General features: G+C 71.1%; 16 protein-coding genes. 8 read left to right on the top strand and 8 right to left on the bottom strand.

The genetic code is table 11. The features are described from left to right. Nucleotides 1–53: 53 nt before the first annotated feature. Both ACFXJ8_RS24750 and ACFXJ8_RS24755 read right to left on the bottom strand, forming a co-directional pair. Complete coding sequence (locus ACFXJ8_RS24750) at nucleotides 54–1,391, bottom strand: sensor histidine kinase (RefSeq protein ID WP_379646315.1); 1,338 nt, start codon at nucleotides 1,389–1,391, stop codon at nucleotides 54–56. Next, nucleotides 1,388–2,041 carry a response regulator transcription factor gene (locus tag ACFXJ8_RS24755; RefSeq protein ID WP_379646316.1) on the bottom strand — a complete coding sequence of 218 codons (654 nt, stop codon included), beginning with the start codon at nucleotides 2,039–2,041 and terminating at the stop codon, nucleotides 1,388–1,390. The genes ACFXJ8_RS24750 and ACFXJ8_RS24755 overlap by 4 nt, the downstream gene beginning before the upstream one ends. Nucleotides 2,042–2,271: 230 nt before the next feature. Here ACFXJ8_RS24755 and ACFXJ8_RS24760 point away from each other — a divergent pair, with 230 nt between their 5' ends. After that, complete coding sequence (locus ACFXJ8_RS24760; RefSeq protein ID WP_379646317.1) at nucleotides 2,272–2,436, top strand: hypothetical protein; 165 nt, start codon at nucleotides 2,272–2,274, stop codon at nucleotides 2,434–2,436. 93 nt (nucleotides 2,437–2,529) lie between these two features. On the opposite strand, the gene ACFXJ8_RS24765 is transcribed toward ACFXJ8_RS24760, so the two are convergent. Both ACFXJ8_RS24765 and ACFXJ8_RS24770 read right to left on the bottom strand, forming a co-directional pair. Further along, nucleotides 2,530–3,333, bottom strand: a complete 804-nt coding sequence (locus ACFXJ8_RS24765; RefSeq protein ID WP_379646318.1) for an inositol monophosphatase family protein — start codon at nucleotides 3,331–3,333, stop codon at nucleotides 2,530–2,532. Next, on the bottom strand, nucleotides 3,334–5,313 hold the full coding sequence (locus ACFXJ8_RS24770; protein WP_379646319.1) for a prolyl oligopeptidase family serine peptidase: 1,980 nt from the start codon (nucleotides 5,311–5,313) through the stop codon (nucleotides 3,334–3,336). Between the two features lie 39 nt (nucleotides 5,314–5,352). Here ACFXJ8_RS24770 and ACFXJ8_RS24775 point away from each other — a divergent pair, with 39 nt between their 5' ends. After that, nucleotides 5,353–6,444 (top strand): ferrochelatase, encoded by a 1,092-nt coding sequence (locus tag ACFXJ8_RS24775; RefSeq protein WP_379646320.1) that lies wholly within the window; start codon nucleotides 5,353–5,355, stop codon nucleotides 6,442–6,444. An 84-nt stretch (nucleotides 6,445–6,528) separates the two neighbouring features. Here ACFXJ8_RS24775 and ACFXJ8_RS24780 read toward each other — a convergent pair whose 3' ends face one another. Further along, complete coding sequence (locus tag ACFXJ8_RS24780) at nucleotides 6,529–7,674, bottom strand: lytic transglycosylase domain-containing protein (RefSeq protein ID WP_379646321.1); 1,146 nt, start codon at nucleotides 7,672–7,674, stop codon at nucleotides 6,529–6,531. A 91-nt stretch (nucleotides 7,675–7,765) separates the two neighbouring features. On the opposite strand from ACFXJ8_RS24780, the gene ACFXJ8_RS24785 reads away from it, so the two are divergent. From ACFXJ8_RS24785 to ACFXJ8_RS24795, 3 genes are all read left to right on the top strand, one after another. Continuing rightward, the gene (locus ACFXJ8_RS24785; protein WP_379646322.1) at nucleotides 7,766–8,968 is read left to right on the top strand and encodes an MFS transporter; all 1,203 of its coding nucleotides are present in this window, start codon (nucleotides 7,766–7,768) and stop codon (nucleotides 8,966–8,968) included. A gap of 106 nt (nucleotides 8,969–9,074) precedes the next feature. Continuing rightward, nucleotides 9,075–9,743, top strand: a complete 669-nt coding sequence (locus tag ACFXJ8_RS24790; RefSeq protein WP_379646323.1) for a polysaccharide deacetylase family protein — start codon at nucleotides 9,075–9,077, stop codon at nucleotides 9,741–9,743. A 46-nt stretch (nucleotides 9,744–9,789) separates the two neighbouring features. Further along, the gene (locus tag ACFXJ8_RS24795; protein ID WP_379646324.1) at nucleotides 9,790–11,082 is read left to right on the top strand and encodes a D-arabinono-1,4-lactone oxidase; all 1,293 of its coding nucleotides are present in this window, start codon (nucleotides 9,790–9,792) and stop codon (nucleotides 11,080–11,082) included. Nucleotides 11,083–11,090: 8 nt separating this feature from the next. On the opposite strand, the gene ACFXJ8_RS24800 is transcribed toward ACFXJ8_RS24795, so the two are convergent. Continuing rightward, nucleotides 11,091–11,891: a hypothetical protein gene (locus ACFXJ8_RS24800; RefSeq protein ID WP_379646325.1), complete on the bottom strand. Its 801-nt coding sequence runs from the start codon at nucleotides 11,889–11,891 to the stop codon at nucleotides 11,091–11,093. A 139-nt stretch (nucleotides 11,892–12,030) separates the two neighbouring features. Here ACFXJ8_RS24800 and ACFXJ8_RS24805 point away from each other — a divergent pair, with 139 nt between their 5' ends. Together ACFXJ8_RS24805 and sepH are read left to right on the top strand one after the other, a co-directional pair. Continuing rightward, complete coding sequence (locus ACFXJ8_RS24805) at nucleotides 12,031–12,906, top strand: S8 family serine peptidase (RefSeq protein WP_379646326.1); 876 nt, start codon at nucleotides 12,031–12,033, stop codon at nucleotides 12,904–12,906. 165 nt (nucleotides 12,907–13,071) lie between these two features. Then, complete coding sequence (gene sepH, locus ACFXJ8_RS24810) at nucleotides 13,072–15,636, top strand: septation protein SepH (protein WP_379646327.1); 2,565 nt, start codon at nucleotides 13,072–13,074, stop codon at nucleotides 15,634–15,636. A gap of 43 nt (nucleotides 15,637–15,679) precedes the next feature. On the opposite strand, the gene ACFXJ8_RS24815 is transcribed toward sepH, so the two are convergent. Both ACFXJ8_RS24815 and ACFXJ8_RS24820 read right to left on the bottom strand, forming a co-directional pair. Continuing rightward, nucleotides 15,680–17,179 (bottom strand): PH domain-containing protein, encoded by a 1,500-nt coding sequence (locus ACFXJ8_RS24815; RefSeq protein ID WP_379646328.1) that lies wholly within the window; start codon nucleotides 17,177–17,179, stop codon nucleotides 15,680–15,682. Further along, complete coding sequence (locus ACFXJ8_RS24820; protein ID WP_379646329.1) at nucleotides 17,176–17,706, bottom strand: PH domain-containing protein; 531 nt, start codon at nucleotides 17,704–17,706, stop codon at nucleotides 17,176–17,178. The genes ACFXJ8_RS24815 and ACFXJ8_RS24820 overlap by 4 nt, the downstream gene beginning before the upstream one ends. Nucleotides 17,707–17,888: 182 nt before the next feature. Between ACFXJ8_RS24820 and ACFXJ8_RS24825 the strand changes: the two genes are divergently transcribed. Next, entirely contained in the window at nucleotides 17,889–18,452 is a 564-nt protein-coding gene (locus ACFXJ8_RS24825; RefSeq protein WP_379646330.1) for a YbhB/YbcL family Raf kinase inhibitor-like protein, read from the top strand. Nucleotides 18,453–18,518 lie beyond the last annotated feature (66 nt).

Below are 18,518 nucleotides of genomic sequence, written 5' to 3' on the forward strand. Positions count from 1 at the left end.
CCAACCACATGTACGGCGCGAACGAGACTCCCCCGTCAGATCAACACGCCGGACTAGCGTCCGGGAAGTCGAATGGTCACGACAAGTCCTCCGCCGTCGCGCGGCACCGCGGCCACGTTTCCGCCGTGCGCCTGCACGACCGCGCGGACGATGGACAGGCCGAGACCCGATCCCTTCGCCGAGTCCACGCGGTCGGCGTGGAGCCGTCTGAAGGGCTCGAACAGGCTGTTGACCTCGTACGCCGGGACATGCTGTCCCGTGTTGGCCACCTGAACAACCAGTGCCCCGTCCACCATTCCCGTACGGATCCAGACTTTTCCGTTTTCTTGAAGGTTGTATTTGACGGCGTTCTCCAGCAGATTGCTGATGGAGCGTTCTAGGAGCACGGGATCGCCCAGCGTCGGCGCCTCGGACAGCTCGGTGGTGACGGTGACGCCGTGCTCGGCCGCGAAGGGAGCCAGCTGCTCCACGGCCGTCGTGGCGACCTCCTTGACGTCCACCGGCTTGCGCACGCCCAGCTCGCGTTCGCTACGGGCGAGCAGAAGCAGACCCTCGATCAGCTTCTCGTTGCGGGCGTTGACCTCCAGGAGGGTACGGCCGAGCGCCTTCAGATCCTGCGACGCCTCGGGATCGGACAGCGCGATCTCCAGGACGGTCCTGTTGATGGTGAGGGGCGTGCGCAGCTCGTGCGAGGCGTTGGCGACGAACCTGCGCTGGGTGTCGAAGGCGACGTTGAGCCTGGTCAGCATCGCGTCGAAGGTGTCGGCGAGCTCCTTCAGCTCGTCAGGCGGGCCCTTGAGGTCGATGCGCTGGTGGGCCAGGTTGCTGTCGGACAGTTTCCGCGCGGTGGCGGTCATCTGCGCGACCGGCCGCAGCGCCCGGTCGGCCACGAAGTAGCCGAGGATCAGCGCCAGGATGCCGACCCCGACCAACACCATGATCGACTGTCTGATCAGGTTCTCGAGCACCAAGCTGATGTGGTCGTTGACCTTCACCTTGGCCTGGTTGTTCAGGTACTCCTCCAGCCAGGCAGGCACGTTGCTCGGCAGCTGGAGCTCGATGAAGAGGCCCGTCTGGAGCACGGACCGCACGATCAGGTACATCACCGCGAGCAAGAAGGCGCCCGCCACGAAGAACAGCGCGCTGTAGGTCAGGGTGAGCCGCCAGCGGATGCTCACCCTGTCGCGCATCACCCTGATGCGCTCGGCCATCGTTTCCTCGGCCGCGGGCTGGACGGGCGGCGGGCCGTCCCACGCTTCACCCGGCCGCGGCGGCCGCCCCTCCCCCGCGCCCGGCTGCTCCACCCGTGTCCGCGTCAGGCTGGCCCGCTCCGAGTGCGGGCTGATCATCGGATGGGTGGGGACCGCCGGACGGTCCTGCTCGTCGCTCACAACTTGTATCCCACTCCCGGGACGGTCTCGATCACCTGCGGCTCACCGAGCTTCTTGCGCAGCGTCATCATGGTGACGCGCACGACGTTGGTGAACGGGTCGATGTTCTCGTCCCACGCCTTGTCCAGCAGGTCCTCCTGGCTGACCACGGCGCCGTCGGCGCGCAGCAGCTCCTCCAGGACCGCGAACTCCTTCTTCGTCAGCTGGATCTCCTTGCCGTCGCGCTCCACGAGGCGCTTGCCAGGGTCCAGCCGTACCCCCGCCCGCTCCAGCACGGGCGGCAGGGCGGGCGCCGACCTGCGGCCGAGCGCGCGCACCCGGGCCACCAGCTCGATGAACACGAACGGCTTGGCCAGGTAGTCGTCGGCGCCGAGGCCGAGCCCCTCCACCTTGTCGTCGACGTCGCCCGCGGCGGTCAGCATCAGGATGCGGGAGGCGCTGCGGTCGGCGACCAGCCTGCGCGCCACCTCGTCGCCGTGGACCACGGGCAGGTCCCTGTCCAGCACGATCACGTCGTAGTCGATGTAGGCGGTCTTCTCCAGCGCCGTCCCGCCGTCGTAGGCCACATCCACGGCCATGGCCTCGCGACGCAGTCCCGTCGCGATCGCGTCGGCGAGCACCCGCTCGTCCTCAACCACAAGCACCCGCACGGCTGCCGGCACCTACTTCCTCGCTCCTGGATGTGGCCTTCATTTTCACCACATCCCCGATAAACGCACGGTAAGCCATGTGGAGGGTCACCGTGACGCACGGCACAGGCGATCGGAGGTTTCGGACCTGGCGGGGGGTGGGTAAACCAGCCGAACACCCATTGCCGCGTGCCCTGAACCCCCATGACCGCACGCGTGACCCCCGAGATGCATGTGAGAGAGAAGGTGAGATGGGCGAGTTCACGACCACGATCGAACGCCGCCTCTGCCAGGCCAAAAAGGGTCTCGACGAGGCGAGGTCCGTCGGCGACGACTACCTCGCCGACACGCTCACCGCGGAGATCGAGGATCTGCGACGCCTGGCCGACGACCACGGTGTCCCGCTGCCGCGCTGAACCGCACCGCACATGACGACGGCCGGAGCCTTCCTGGCTCCGGCCGTCGTCGCGTCCTGCTTCCCGGTCTTTCCCGCCCTGGTAAGAGCGGGGTCAGGCGTCGCGTTCGGGGTCGAGCGGCACCAGCAGGTCGTGCAGCTCCTCGAACAGCCCCGGCGCGGCGCACACCGTGAACTCGTTGCTCGTCGGCCTGCCGTTCAGCCCGCCGATCCTGGCGCCCGCCTCGGCGGCGATCAGCCCCGCCGCCGCGTAGTCCCAGTAGTTGATCCCTCGCTCGTAGTAGGCGTCCACCCGCCCGGCCGCCACCGAGCACAGGTCGATCGCGCACGAGCCGCCGCGCCTGATGTCCCGCACCGCCGGCAGCACGGCCGCCACGACCTGCCCCTGTACCCTGCGGCGCGCGGCGTCGTAGCCGAACCCCGTCGCCACCAGCGCCTGTGCCAGCGGCACCCCGCTGTTGCAGCGCAGCCGCGACATCGGGAGGCCGTCCTGGTGCAGGACGGCGCCGCCGCCCAGCGAGGCGCTGAACAGCTCGCCGCGCGGCACCACGTTGACGGCGCCCGCGACGATCCGGCCGTCGACCTCGACGGCGATGGAGACCGCCCATTCGGGCAGGCCGTACAGGAAGTTGACGGTGCCGTCGATGGGGTCGACGACCCACCTGACCCCGCTGGAGCCTGGCGTGTCGCCGCCCTCCTCCCCGAGGATCATGTCGTCGGGCCTGGCCTGCCTGATCCTGGCGCGGATGAGATCCTCGGAGGCGCGGTCGAGCGCGGTGACCACGTCGGTGGGGCTCGACTTGGTCTGCACGACCTCGGGATTGCTCGGCCGCTTGGCCAGCAGCATGTCGCCGGCCTCGCGGGCGATGTCCGTGGCCAGTGCCGCGAAGTCCGTCATCTAGGCCACCGAATCCGGGCGCTTCCACTCCTGGCCGAGCACGTGCTGGTCCAAGAAGGCGAGCACGGTCTCGTACCAGGCGACGGCGTTGCCCGGCTTGAGGATCCAGTGGTTCTCGTCGGGGAAGTAGAGGAACTTCGACTCGACGTCGCTGCGCTGCAGGTCCCACCACAGGCGCAGGGCCTCGCCGATCGGCACGCGGTAGTCCTTGTCGCCGTGGACGACCAGCATCGGCGTGCGGATCTGGTCGAGGGCGCCGTGCGGGGAGAGCTTGCCGTACCGCTCGGTGCCGGGCAGGCCGAACTCACGCTGCCAGTACATGGAGGCGTCGGTGGTGCCGGCGAACTGGTCGAGGTTCCACAGCGAGGCGTGGGTGACGATCGCCTTGTAGCGGTCGGAGTGCCCGGCGACCCAGTTGGCCATGTAGCCGCCGAACGAGCCGCCCATCGCGCCCAGGCGGGTGTCGTCGATCTCGGGCAGCTTGAGCGCCTCGTCGACGATGGAGTCGAGGTCGGCCAGCGTGCGCGGGCCCCACTCGCCCCAGCCGCGGTCGATCATGTGCTGGCCGTACCCGGTGGACAGGGCGGGGTCGGGCAGCAGGACGGCGTAGCCGTGATCGGCCATGATCCACGGGTTCCATCTCCAGGACCAGTCGTTCCACGAGGAGACGGGGCCGCCGTGGATCCACAGCAGGAACGGGGCGGGGTTCTCGGCCGAGGCGTCCTTGGGCAGCACCAGCCAGCCGCGGATCTCCTGCCCGTCGTCGGCCACGGCCGACAGCTCGGTGAGCGTGCCGGGCAGCTCAAGCGCGGGGGCAGGCGAGGGCAGCTCGACGACCTCGCCGGTGGCGGTGTCGATCCTGGCGGGGGTGGCGGGGGCGTGGTAGCCGCTGCGCAGCGCGTAGACGAAGCGGCCGTCGGGCGAGGCGCTGAGCGCGAGGTAGGCGGCGTCGTCGGCGGTGAGCCTGTCGACGGCGCCGTCGAGGGACACGCGGAAGACCGGGCGGCGGCCCTGGTGGTCGGCGGCCAGGTAGACGGCGCCGGAGTCGGGCGCCCACGCGACGTCCGTCGGGAACAGGTCGTCGGCGTAGGCCCTGCCCTCTCCGGTGGCCAGCTCGCCGATCCACAGCTCGGAGCGGGCCGAGACGTCGAGCGCGGTGTGGCGGCTGCGCGAGCACGCGACCCTGGCGCCGTCGGGCGAGATCCGCAGCGGACCCTCGAAGTCGTGGTCGTCGGCGGCGAACAGCGTGCGCCGCTCGCCGGTGGCCACGTCGACGGCGACGACCTCGGTGCGCTGCTGGCCCGCCGGCAGCGCCACCGACCACGTGGTGAGCACGGTGGCGCCGTCAGGGGTGAGCGCGAAGTCCAGGTGGTCGTCGAGCGCGCGGTCGGCGTCTGGGGTCAGGTCGCGGACGTCCTCCAGCCGGTCGGCGCCCAGCCTGGCCGCGAACAGGCGGGTACGGCCGGGCCCGAGGTCGTGGTCCCAGTAGCGGACCGGGTAGCCCTCGTGCAGGATCGCGCTGATCCCGGCGTCCTTGCGGGCCTTGCGCCGCTCCTCGTCGCTCGCCTCGTCGCCGGGCAGCACGTCGGAGGCGAACACGACGACGTCGCCCGCCGTCCTGGCCGCGCCGATCCCGCCGGGGCGGGTGGCGACCTGCCTGGCCTCGCCTCCGGTGCGGGGCAGCAGCCAGAGCGCGGGCACCTCCTCGTCGGAGTCCTTGACGGTCGGGTCGGGCCGGCGCGAGGTGAACAGCACGTCACCCGCGGAGGTGAACTCCGTGCCCGTCTCTCCCTTGGCGCTCCTGGTCAGTCGGTACGGCTCGCCGTCCATGGGGATCGCCCACAGCGCGGTGCCGAACGACTTGCCGTCGGGATTGAGCGACTGCACGGCGCTGACGAGCCGGGATCCGTCCGGCGAGAGCTTCAGCGAGAGGACTCGGGGGATGGCCACATAGTCACGAATATCCTTGAATGAGCTCACGGCACGAACCTACATCGTGGCCTCACTAGGCTTATCGGCGTGGGGAACTACGACGCGCTGCTGCTGCTGTCCTTCGGCGGTCCCGAGGGGCCCGACGACGTGATGCCGTTTCTCGAGAACGTCGTGCGGGGCAGAGGGGTGCCGCGCGAGCGGCTGCTCGAGGTGGCCGAGCACTACCAGTCCTTCGGCGGGGTCAGCCCGATCAACCAGCAGAACCGCGACCTGGTCGAGGCGCTGCGCGCGGAGCTGGACGTGCCGGTCTACTGGGGCAACCGCAACTGGCGGCCGTTCGGCGAGGACACGGTCCTGCAGATGAAGGCCGACGGCGTCGGCAGGGCGGCGGTCTTCGCCACCTCCGCGTTCGCCGGCTACTCCAGCTGCCGCCAGTACTACGAGGACATCGCCCGCATCTCCGTCGAGGGCGGGCCCGAGCTGGTCAAGATGCGGCACTTCGGCGACCATCCCGGGTTCGTCGCGGCGATGGCCGACCACACCCGGCAGGCGCTCGACCGGCTGGGCCGTGACGACGCCAGGCTGGTGTTCACCGCGCACAGCATCCCCGTCTCGATGGCGCGGACGGCGGGCCCTTCCGGCGGGCTCTACGAGGCGCAGCTGCGCAGGTCGGCCGAGCTGGTCAGCCAGGCGCTCGGCCGCAGCGAGCCGTGGGAGCTGGTGTGGCAGTCGCGCAGCGGCCCTCCGCAGGTGCCGTGGCTGGAGCCGGACGTGCTCGACCACCTCCGTAAGATCGCGCGGAGGAGCTCGGGGGGAGAGAGCGAGGAACGAGCCAACGAGCCCCGAAGCGGCCGCGCCCATGTCACAGTGCGGAGGAGCTCGGGGGGAGAGAGCGAGGAACGAGCCAACGAGCCCCGAAGCGGCCGCGCCCATGTCACTGCCGATCCCGCGGTGGTGCTGGTGCCGATCGGCTTCGTCTCCGATCACATGGAGGTCGTCTTCGACCTCGACGTGGAGGCCAGGCAGCTGGCCGCCGAGCTGGGGCTGCCGCTGGAGCGGGCGGCGACGGCGGGCACGCATCCGCGCTTCGTGCGGATGGTGCGCGAGCTGATGGAGGAGCCCGAGCCGGTGGCGTGCGCGCTGACCTGCTGCCCGCCGCCCGTGCGGCGCCCGGCGTAGCTTCAGGCGTAGGCGCGGTCGCTCGCCCGACGGCCAGGCGCCCACGGTACGGCCAGGCGCGGGAGCGGTCAGGCGCGGGCGCGGTCAGGCGTAGGCGCGGGCGTAGGCCTCCGACAGGCCGAGGACCTTGTTCACGTAGGCCCACGAGTGGTTGTAGAACCACACGGCCTTGCGCAGCTTCTGCCCGCCCTGGCCTGCGCCGTTGGCGCACAGGTAGTTGGCGGCGCCCGGCACCGCGTCGTAGGGGCTCCAGATGTCCTTGCGGCCGTCGCCGTCGCCGTCCACGCCGTAGGCCTTCCAGGTGGCGGGCATGAACTGCATCGGGCCGAGCGCGCCCGCGCTCGACGGGCCGTTGTTGCGCCCGTGCGAGCTCTCCACCTGGCCGATGGCCGCCAGCACGGTCCACGACAGGCCGGGGCAGCGGGTGGCGGCCGCCTTGTAGAGGTCGAGGTAGCTGCCCTGCCGTACCACCTGGTTTTCCGGCTGCTTGGCGGGCTGGGAGCGGGGCCGGGCGGGGGGACGGGCGCGGCCGACGGTGACCACCTGGGCGTCCTGGCCGAGCAGCTCGCGCACGCCCGCCTCGCTGATCTTGCCCGCCTTGCCGTGCAGGAGCACGGCGACGCCTTGCATGAGGCCGAGGCTACGGCCGACCTCGGTGCTGACGATGCCGTCCACGCCCGGCAGGCCGAGCGTGGCGGAGGCGGCCACGCGCAGCCTCGGGCCGCCGTCGATCTGGTACGACGCGCCGAGGACCAGGCCGAACCTGCGGGCGGCGGCGGTGTCGGCGACCAGTTCGCCCCTGGCCAGCGCGCTCCACACCTCCGGCTGGTCGGCGACGGCCTGCGGCGTCCACGAGCGGTAGTCGGCGGGATCGACGGCCAGCAGGTTGACGCCGGTGCCCGCCACCTTCACCGAGCCCGCGTCGACCACGATCACCTTCTGCACGTGCTTGAGCGCGCCGAGCGCCAGGCGGGTCTGCTTCGGGACCGTGGCGGCGGCGATGCCCAGCATCCGCGGCGGCGTGACCGTGACCCCGGGGCCGCCCCGGCCGAACTGCCTGACCGGCACCAGCGTCTCGAGCCGCGGGGTCTCGTCCCTGGCCACGACGGAGGGGGCCGGGTCCTTCTCCTTCTCCTCGCTCATCGCGAACGCGAACGCGCCGGCGGCGCCCACCGACACCACCACGGCGAGGACGATCATGAGCCCCCGGACGGAGGGAAGAGCAGACACCCAGGCCACGTTAGACGATCAGGCGAAAAATCACTTGCTGTCGGGACAGACGGTGCGCAAAGGTTGGGCGCTTGAAGAGTAGGGGGACGTAGTGGTCGGGCCGTACCGGGGGCTGTTCAAGACGCCCGGAGTCAAGGGTTTCGTCGTCGCGGGATTCATCGGCAGGATGCCGATGTCGATGCTGGGCATCGGCATCGTCCTGCTGATCTCAATGATCACCGGCTCGTACGCCACGGCGGGCGCCGTCGCCGCCGTCACCAGCATCTCCTACGCGATCGCCGCCCCGCTGTCGGGCCGCCTGGTCGACAGGTTCGGCCAGGCCCGGGTCATCACGCCGCTCGCCCTGCTCAACGGCCTGTCCATGGCCGCCCTCATGCTGTGCGCCGCATTCCGCCTGCCCGACTGGACGCTGTACCTGTCCGGATTCGTCGTCGGCGCCTCCTCGGTGTCACTCGGCTCGATGGTCCGCGCCCGCTGGTCGCACCAGCTCGGCGGCTCGGCGAAGCTGCACACCGCCTTCGCGTTCGAGTCGGTGGCCGACGAGGTGGTCTTCGTCACCGGGCCCGCGTTGGTGACGGTCCTGGCCACGGCGGTCAATCCGTTCGCGGGGCTGATCGTGGCGCTGGTGCTCATGCTGGTCGGCACTCTCGCCTTCGCGATGCAGCGCCGTACCGAACCTCCCGTGGCGCCCGTCAGGCACGTCGGCGGCAGCCCGATCACCATCCCCGGCATCGCCCTGCTGTCGTGCGTCTATCTCGCGCTCGGCGCGGTGTTCGGCTCGGTCGACCTGATCACCGTGGCCTTCGCCGAGGAGCAGGGCGTCAAGGGCGCGGCGGGCTTCCTGCTGGCGGCCTTCGCCGGCGGCTCGATGGTGTCGGGTCTGTGGTTCGGCTCGAAGGCGTGGAGGGTGTCGCTGCGGGCCAGGTTCGTGCGGGCGATCGTGGTCTTCGCGGTCGGCCTGCTGCCGATCGCGTTCGTCGGCAGCGCGCCGTTCATGGCGGTCGCGCTGTTCGTCGCGGGACTGGCGATCTCGCCCACGCTCATCACGGGCTTCTCGCTCACCGAACGGCTGGTGCCGCCGTCGCTGCTCACCGAGGGCATGGCGTGGATCTCCACCTCGATCGGGTTCGGCGTGGCGATCGGCGCGTGGGCGGGCGGCCGGCTCACCGAGGCGTTCGGCGCGTCCAATGCCTACGGCTTCTCGCTGGCGTGTGCGCTGCTCGCGGCCCTTGTGGGCATCGGAGGTTCGGGTTTGCTGAGACTTCCCGAGGCTCCTTCACCCGCCAAAGGTTGATCCGCTACGGTCGGGAGATCCCCTCAGACACCCCCTCAACATAGGAAAGTCTGCTATGTCCCGACATTTTGTTTCACTGCTGGCTATTGCGGCTGTTGCGGTCACATTGACCCCATCAGCCGCTTCGGCCGCTCCTGCCCCCAAGGAGGTCGACTGCACGCAGGTCAAGTGCCTCGCGCTGACCTTCGACGACGGTCCCGGCCAGTACGCCGACAAGCTGCTCGACACGTTGAAGAAGTACGACGCCAAGGCGACGTTCTTCCTCGAGGGCCAGTACGTGAAGAGCCGCCCCGCCTTCGCCAAGCGCATGGCCGTCGAGGGGCACGAGCTGGGCAACCACAGCTACAAGCACCTCAACTTCACCAAGCTCGAGCCGGGGGCCATCCGGAACGAGATCCAGAAGACGCAGGACATCATCAAGCAGGTCACGGGCGTGGAGCCCAAGCTGCTGCGCCCGCCGTACGGCATGGCGGACCTGCAGGTCTCCGACATCGCGGCGGAGTTCGGGATGCCGATGATCCTGTGGACCGGCGGTTCGCGCGACTGGGAGTCCAGGAACGAGGCGGCCATCAAGAAGCAGACGCTCGCGGTGGCCAAGCAGGACGGCATCATCCTCATGCACGACTGGGTGAAGCAGACCGTCGACTCGATGCCCGCGCTCCTCAAGACGCTGCAGGGCAAGGGGTACCACTTCGTGACGGTCTCCGAGGTCATCAAGAGCCAGAACCTGGAGCCCGGCGACATCTTCCCAGTTCCCGAAGGGTGGGAAAAGTGAGTAAGGTTCGCGTTTAACCGGAACTTTACTCCAGAGGGGTGTGCGCATGGTCTTCACGAACTGGGCTCGAAACCAGTCAGGCACCCCCACCGAGGTGCGCACCCCCTCCTCCGTGAAGGACGTGGCGCAGGCCGTACAGGACGCCGCCGACAGCGGCCGCCGTGTCCGCATGGTCGGCACCGGCCACTCCTTCACAGGCGTGGCCCTCACCGACGGCATCATGCTCAGGCCGCAGGGACTGACCGGCATCCGCTCCGTGACCAAGGACAACGGCACCACCTCGGTGTGCGTCCTGGCCGGAACACCGCTGAGCGCGCTCAACGAGGAGCTCGGCAGGCGCGGTCTCGCCCTGGCCAACATGGGCGACATCACCGCGCAGACGGTCGCCGGCGCCATCCAGACCGGTACCCACGGCACCGGACGCGACACCGGCGGCCTCGCCGACCAGGTGGTCAAGCTGGAGATGGTGCTCGCCGACGGCTCCGTCGTGACGGCCTCCCCCGGTGAGGACCTGTTCGACGCGGCCAGGGTCGGCCTCGGCGCGCTGGGCGTGCTGACGGCGGTCACCTTCCGCGTCGAGCCGTCCTTCCTGCTGCACAACGTCCGCAGGGTGATGCCGCTGAGCGACATCCTGGACCAGCTCGACTCGATGACCTCGGCCAACGAGCACCTCGACTTCTTCTGGCTGCCGCACACCGACTCTTGCCTGGTCAAGACCAACAACCGGCATCCGGGGCCGGCCCAGCCGCCGAGCGCCTTCAAGCACTGGATGGACAACGTCTTCCTGGAGAACACCCTCTTCGGGGCGCTGTGCGGGGTCGGCGGGCGTTTTCCCGCCTCGATCCCCCGGCTCAACGCGCTGTCGGCGGCCTTCCTCGGCGACTCCGAGTCGGTGGACACCAGTTACAAGATCTTCACTTCCGTCCGCGACGTGCGCTTCCTCGAGATGGAGTACGCCGTCCCCCGCGAACGGCTCGGCCAGGCGCTGCGCGAGACCAGGGACCTGATCGAGCGGACGGGCTGGAAGATCACCTTCCCGATCGAGGTGCGGGTCACGCCGCCGAGCGACGCGTGGCTGTCGACCGCGTACGGCAGGCCGTCGGCCTATATCGCCTGCCACATCTACCGGCCGACCCCGAACCCCGCCTACTTCGAGGGCGTCGAGGAGGTCATGACGCGTCTTGAGGGGCGCCCGCACTGGGGCAAGCTCCACACCCGCGACGCCGCCTACCTGGCGGGGGTCTATCCGCGGTTCGGCGACTTCGTGGCCCTGCGCGACGAACTCGACCCGGCCAGGGTGTTCGCCAACCCGTACCTGGACACCGTCCTGGGCGCATAACAAGGACGCTAGGGCTGTTCGGGGGCCTGCTCCAGCCGGTCTTCGGCGGGCGGGCTCTGGTCGGCGTCGGTGCCCCTGTCGCCCTCGGTCTGTGTGGGCTCGGGCTCCGTGGTGGCGGAGTCGGTGGGCGTCGGCGTCTCCGGCGCGGTCGTGGTCGTAGGGGTCGGGGTGGGCGTCGCGCTCGGCTCCGCGGTCGGCGTCGGGGTGGGGGTCGGCGTGGGCGTGGGCTCCCGCTTCTCCGGCGTGTGCGACACCGGCGGGGCGATCGGCGCGTCCTCCTCCGGCTCCTGTTGCGGCTCCCGCCTGTCCTGCTCGACCGCGCCGCTCTTGCCGGTGACCGTCTCGTGCACGGTCTCGTGGGCGAAGGCCTGGTAGGCGAGGATGACGCCGGTGCTGATCGCGAACACCAGCGCGGCGGCCGCCAGCAGCCGCGGCCACGGCATCCCGCGCCGCGGCGGCACCGGCGCCATCACCAGCGTGGGCGAGGAGTCCCCCTCCTCCCCGCCGGTGGCCCTGACCGTGGCCTGGACGGCCGTCGCCAGCTCGCCCTCCCCCTCGACGTGGACGGGCGGCTCGGGCCTGTCGCGCCACGCGACGACGGTGTGCTGCTTGATCTGGTCGTTGGCGCGCTTCAGGTAGTGCGTGTAGATGGCGCCGCCGATGGTGCTGGCGATACTCGCCACCGCCGCGCCCACAAAGGTCCCCGCCACTCCGAGGTACGACGCCGCCACGGCCGCCGTCACCGCGGCCAGCGCTCCTCCTGCGATCTGCGGCACGCTCAGCTCGAACTTCTGCTGCTCGCCGCTCATCCCCCGGATCAGTCCTCTCTTGTCACACGTTCGGTAAAGAGCTTCTTCGTAACTAGACGCGACCGCGTGTCCTGTTGTTCCTGTGACCTGCGTGACAGCAGATTGGACCCTCGTGCCCCGCCGATTCGGACTACCCTCCGTGTACGCCGCCGCGGCCCTGGCGACGGCCGTCACCACAGCGGCTCCCGTGGTGGCCTCTGTCGTGGCCCCCGCCGGAGCTCCGGCCGCCGCTCCCGACGAGCCGCCCCGCCCGTACATCGTCACCGCCGCGGGCCGGGCCGAGGCCCGTGCGCTGGTCGGCGACGCGCGATGGCGGGTGCGCCGCTACTACACCACCGCGCTGCCGGGCTTCGCGGCGCTGCTCACCTCGGCCGAGGCGGCCGAGCTGCGCGCCGACCCCAGGGTACGTGCGCTGGAGCCAGACAGCCGCGTCCGCGCCCTCGCGCTCGACCCTGCGAAGGGCTCCGGCTCCTCCACGGCGGGCAAGGGTGTCACCGTCTACGTGCTCGACACCGGCGTCGACGTCGCCCGCGACGAGTTCGGCGACCGGGCGTGGCACGCCTTCGACGCAACGGGCGTGCGCGGGCGCTTCTGCGGCACCCGCGGCACCCGCGCCGCGTCCCTGGCCGCCGGACGGGCGGACGGGGTGGCCCCGGGCGCACGCGTCGGCTCGGTCAAGGTGCTCGGCTGCGACGGCTCGGGCCAGATGTCCGACGTGATCGCGGGCCTCGACTGGGTACGCGGGCACGCGCGCCGCCCCGCCGTGGCGGCCCTGCCCGTCGCCTTCGGCGACTCACCCGCGCTGGCGACCGCCGTGCGCAGGCTCGGCAAGGCGGGGGTGGTCGTGACGACCTCCCCGCGTACGGCGGGCACGATGGCCCGCCACCTGGAGTCCCGGCCGTCCGCCAACACGCCGGATGACGCCACTTGGCCGAAGTCCACGGCGGCGCGGGACGTGATTCGCCAGAATCCGTCGAGGAGCTCTAACCTCCTGCTGCACGGTGGCGAGCTGTAGTTTCTGATGGAATCATCAAGTGTGACCGGCGTCACATCAGCCAGGGCCCGTCCCATGAAGGCGATGTTCGGACATGCCGGGTACGGTGCTGGAAGGCAACCGGCACACGCGAGAGACTCAAGGGTCCGGGGGAAGATTGAGCACGACGCTGACGAAGGGACTCGCATGCAGGAGCTCCGACTCGTCGCGGTGAGCGAGGACGGCACCTATCTCGTGCTGGCGACGGCCGGGAGAGGGACCCGTTTCACGCTTCCCGTGGACGACCGGCTCCGCGCTGCCGTCCGCGGAAACTTCTCCCGTCTCGGTCAGTACGAGATCGAAGTGGAGAGTCCGTTGCGCCCCAAGGAGATCCAGGCCCGCATACGTGCCGGGGAGACCGCGGAGGAGATCGCCGCGACCGCGGGAATCCCCGTCGAGCGGGTCCGCTGGTTCGAGGGCCCCGTGCTCCAGGAGAGGGAGTACGTCGCCCAGCAGGCGCAGCGCGCATCCGTGCGCATGCCGGGAGAGTCGGCCCCAGGCCCCACGCTCGGCGAGCTGGTCGCCGAGCGGCTCACCAGGCGCGGCGTGCCGTCCGACGAGATCGACTGGGACTCCGCCAAGCGCGACGACGGGCTGTGGCGGGTCAAGCTCGGCTACGTGTGGAACGGTCACACGCGCCACGCCGAGTGGCTGTTCGATCCGCGCCGCCGCCACGTGACGCCGCACGACGAGGAGTCGATGCGGCTGTCGTCGGCCGACTTCGACCCGAACCCGCCGGTCGAGGACACCACCGTCACGCCGTTCGCGCCGCGGGTGGCCAAGCTGCAGCCGGTGCCGCCGCTGGCCGCCGAGCCGCTGATGCAGCCGCCCGTGCCGTTCCCGTCGGTGACGCGCCAGGATGCGGCGACCTACAGCCCGCCGCCCGCGGCGCGCCCGGCCGTGCCCGAACCGCCGGCCGCGTGGGCGCCGAACTCACCGCGTACGGCCGAGCCGCGCGCCTCCCGTGAGCCCGAGTCGATCTACGCTCCCGCGGAGCGCCCCGCTGTTTCGGAGCGCCCGTCGGACCGCCCGTCGGCTCCGGAGCGCCCCCCGACGTTCAACCACACACCCGCGGCCGAGCGCCTGTCGGCCTTCGACCAGTCCGCACCGGCGGCGGTGAACCACCCGCCCGCGCCGGAGCGGCCGCCGATGGTAGACGCCAACCCCGCGCCCCAGTCGCAAGTGGTGGAGGCCGACCCCACGGTGCAGTCGCCGGTGGTGGCGGCCAACCCCACGGTGCAGTCGCCGGTGGCGGACGCCGACTCCACGCCCCAGCAGCCGGTAGCGGGCGCCTACCCCGCATCCCAGGTGGTGGTGGACGCCGAGCCCGCATCCCAGCGGCCGGTGGTGGACGCCGGGCCCGCGCCCGTCGCGCCTCGCCTGCCCGAGCCGCACGCGGAGCCCGCCACGCCGCGCCTCCAGGAACCGCCCGTGGTCAGGAACCCCGAGCCGGTGGTGCCCCATGTGCCCGCTGCCCCGGCCCCGGCCCCGGCCCCGGTCGAGCTGACCCCACCCGCCGTACCGGAACCAGCCGTCCCGACGCCCGACATGGCGACGTCCAACGCCGCGCCCGCTGTCCCGACTTCGGCCGCGACGCCCACAGTCGCCACGCCCCACGTCACCACGACCGACGTCACCACGACCGACGTTGAGGCGCCCGAGGGCCCGATGCCTACGGACACGACGCCTGCCGCCAGCATGCCCGTGGTCACCGAGCCAGCGAGCTCCGCTCCAGCCGTCTCCGAGCCGGCTGTCTCCGAGCCGGCTGTCTCCGAGCCGGCTGTCTCCGAGTCAGCCCTCTCCGAGCCAGCTGTCTCCGAGCCGGCGAGCTCGGCGGCCCCCATCGCCGAGGCCGCCGCGCCCGCCGAGACGCCGAAGGCCCCCGAGACGCCGAAGGCCCCTGAGACGGCCGAGGCACCGCGACAGGACCCTGCGCCCGCCATCGACGAGAGCGAACAAGCCTCCGTCGTGGAGGCGCCCGCTCCCGTCGAAGCTCCCGAGCCGGCCAGGGAGGCTTCATCCGTGGCACCCGTGACGGCCGAGCCCGCACAGGCCACCGCCGCCGAGCCCGCAGCCGGTGAGCCCAAGGCCGGTGACTCTGCGACCGGCGACCCGGGGGCGAAGGCATCGGAGGAGCCCGAGGTCGTCCAGGAGGTCGAAAGGGCCGCCGAGCCCGACCAGCCGAAGGCGGCCGAGGGGCCGGTGAAGCCGCAGGAGGCCGCCGCCGAGGCCACGAACGCCGCTGAGAACACGAAGGTCGCTGAGAACACGAAGGTCGCTGAGGACACAAAGGTCGCCGAGAGCGCGCAGGCAGCCGAGAGCTCGAAGGTCTCCGAGAGCCCGAAGGTCGCTGAGGCCGCGAACGCCGTATCCGAGAAGGAGGCGGCACAGGCCGTGCCACAGAAGACGGAGGAGGCGGCGCCAGCCGTACCCCAGGACAAGGCAGCGGTGCCCGCGGCCCGCCCGAGCGTCGACGCGGACGTGAGGGAGACCAAGGACGCCAGGGACGCGCAGGACAAGACGCCCGTGCAGGACAAGGCGCCCGTGCCCAAGCCGCCCGTCCCCAAGAAGCCGGGCGACGCGGCACCGGGCCCGGTGCCTTCGCCGCCGCCCGCGCCCGCCGCGCGGCAGCCCAAGAAGGGTGCCAGGGGCCGCAGGGCCTCGGTGCCCACGTGGGACGAGATCATGTTCGGCGCTCGCCGCCAGGACTGACAAACGAAGGGGGTGGCCCGCAAGGGCCACCCCCTTCGACGCGTCAGGAGCCGGGAGCGCGGAGGAACGGCGCCATCCACTCGGGGGTGACCTCGGCGGGGAAGCCGACCGCCTGCTGGGCGGAGACGTCCACCGCCTCGTAGCCGCCCTTGCCCGCGCCGACGCCCACGATGAGGGTGAGCACTCCGGCCCGGCGCTGGAACCAGGTCTGCCGCAGCCGCCATCCGACGACCGCCCGCCGTTCGACGACCGCCTGGGCGCGCCGCAGCGAGCCTGAGCGCACCGACAGCAGGACGCCGTCGTAGCCGTGCCCGAGCGAGCGGTAGCGGTCCTCGCCGAGCGGGATGCCGAGCGTCGCGAAGACGAGTGCGGCGACGGCCAGGCCCCACCACAGCCCCGTGGACGTCAGCACGGCCAGCAGGGCGGCGGCCGCCGCCACGGCGAGCCAGGGGACGATCGCCCTGAACAGGCGGCGCTCGCGCGCGACGGGCGGGTGCGGGCGCAGCGGCGCGGCGAACGTGCCCACGGCCTGCGCGGCGACGTCGAGCGCCACCCGGCGGGGAACGTCGGGCAGCAGTTGTCCCCTGGTCTCCGAGTCGCCGAGGCCGGTGACGATGGCCCACATCCTGACGACGCCGGCCTTCCGCTCGGCGAGCGCGTCGACGATCTCGTAGCCCCTGGTACGGCGGGCCTCGAGGGAGACGCTGCGCCTGGTGACCAGCCCGCGCTCGGCGACGAGGTAGCCCTCGCGCTCCTTCAGCGTGAAGTCCCAGTTGAAGACGGAGTACATGACCGCGGCGACGAACGGCATGGCCAGGATCAGCACCAGGACCGCGGCCGCGATGAGCAGGGGGTGCTGCCACAGCCACCGCCCCGCGACCCAGGCGAGGTCGCGGAAGCCCAGGTCGCCGCCCCACTGGAAGGCCAGTCCGATGGCACCGCCCGCGAGGGCGAACGGGGTCAGCAGGTAGGCGCCGGACAGCGGGCCGTACAGGAGCCACTTGCGCGGCACCTTGACGATCAGCCGCTCTTCGGGTGGGGCGGGCGGGGCGTCAGGCACCGCGTGAGGGGAGTCGGGATCCGCCTCCACCTTGGCGGCCCTGGCCCGGCGCAGCAGGACGCCCTTGAGCCTCTCGGCCTCATGGACGGTCACTCCGTCGAGCTCGCCCTCCTGCTCCCCTCCCCCGCTCGCACCAGTGTCGATCTTGAGTACGGCGAGCCCCAGCAGCCGGTGCATGGGCGGCGTGGTGACGTCCACGCCCCTGATGCGCTCCAGCGGGATGGTCCGCACCGACCTGCTGACGAGCGAGCGCCTGATCTCCAGCCGGTCGCCAGCGACGCGGTAGCTGAACGTCGCCCAGCGCACGACGGCGAAGACGACGGCGCCGACCAGGCCCGCGGCCGCCCAGCCGAACGAGCCCGGGGAGAAGCCGCCCACGAACAGCACGCCCGCCAGCGGCACCAGCAGCGACGGCAGCATGCGCACGGGGTCGATGAGCAGGACCTTGGGGCTGAGCTTCAGCCCTTGCGGCACCTCGCTCATGTGGCGTCGTCCCTGAGCTCCTCGGCCCTGCGCGCCAGCCGTTCGGCCAGACCGGCGGCGGTCACCTGGTCGAGGCCCTTGATGGTGGAGGAGCCCGCGTGGGAGGCGGTGCGGATCTCCAGCGTGGCCAGCCCGAGCATCCGCTCGAACCACCCCTGGGCCTTGTCGACGGTCTGGATGCGGCTGACGGGCACGAACACCCACTCCCTGGTCAGGAAGCCCGACCTGGCGTAGACGACGTCTCCTGAAAGCTCCCAGCGGTGTACGGCATAGCGCACGAAGGGCTCGATCAGCAGCAACGGGGTGGCGGGCACGAGCACCACCACGGGCAGCAGCCACGAGTTGCCCGACAGCCACTCGGGCAGCCATGACCAGCTCGGGATCCAGGCGGCGAGCCCGAACGAGCCCCCCGCGAAGATCACGAAGGCGACGAACGCCTCCAGCAGCCACAGGCGCACCGCCTTGGGCGAGACGCGATGTGCTGGGTCGCGCAGGGGACCCTGTGCCGGGTCGGGCGGATCACTCACACTGCCCAGCTTAGAAGGGCGCGGCCGGATCGCGGTCGGGCGGGAACGGCCGGCGAGACCTCTGACTGTGTCCAACGTCACTCTTTTATGTGCTGATTATTCCGGATTTCAACCGCTTTCCTCGCGACCGAACCTCCCGAACCGGTCGGCGCATCACCGACAGGCGCGTAGCATCTTCCGGCATGGGGCAGGCGAACACGTACACGCGCGTGCGGCGCGTCACCGTCATCGCGATGGTGGCCGCGCTCGGGCTCGGCGTGTCCGGCTGCGGCATCCTGAACGGCCCCGCCAGGGAGATCAGGGAGATCAACGTCAGCAGCTCGAGGCTGCGCGACAAGACTCCCCTGCCGTCGGAATATTCCTGTCACGGCACCAAGAAGAGCCCGCCGCTGCGCTGGTCGAGCGACGTGCTCTCGCGTGCCAAGTCGATCGCGCTCGTGGTCGACGACACCAGCTCCCCCAACCCGGCCGTGCACTGGGTGGTCTACAACATCGACCCGCGCACGACCGAGCTCGGCGAGGACGCCTCGTCCGACCTGCCGAAGGAGGCCGGTCAGGCGGCGGTGACCAGCACGAAGGTCGGCTACGAGCCGCCCTGCGACAGAGCCGGCAGCTACCGGTTCAGCGTCTACGCGTTGAGCGGGCGACTTGAGGACACGAGGAGCGCCTCCCTCCCCGACGTCCTGAAGATGATCGCCGAGCGGACGATCGCGCGCGGGCGTCTGACGGCGGTGCACATCGAGTGATGACCTGAACGCCGCCGGTAGTAGTGGTTACCAATTCTTCACTTTGAGTGTGACAACGCTCATAGT

The sequence above is a fragment of the Nonomuraea sp. NPDC059194 genome (genome assembly GCF_042754765.1).
Classification (GTDB): Bacteria; Actinomycetota; Actinomycetes; order Streptosporangiales; family Streptosporangiaceae; genus Nonomuraea.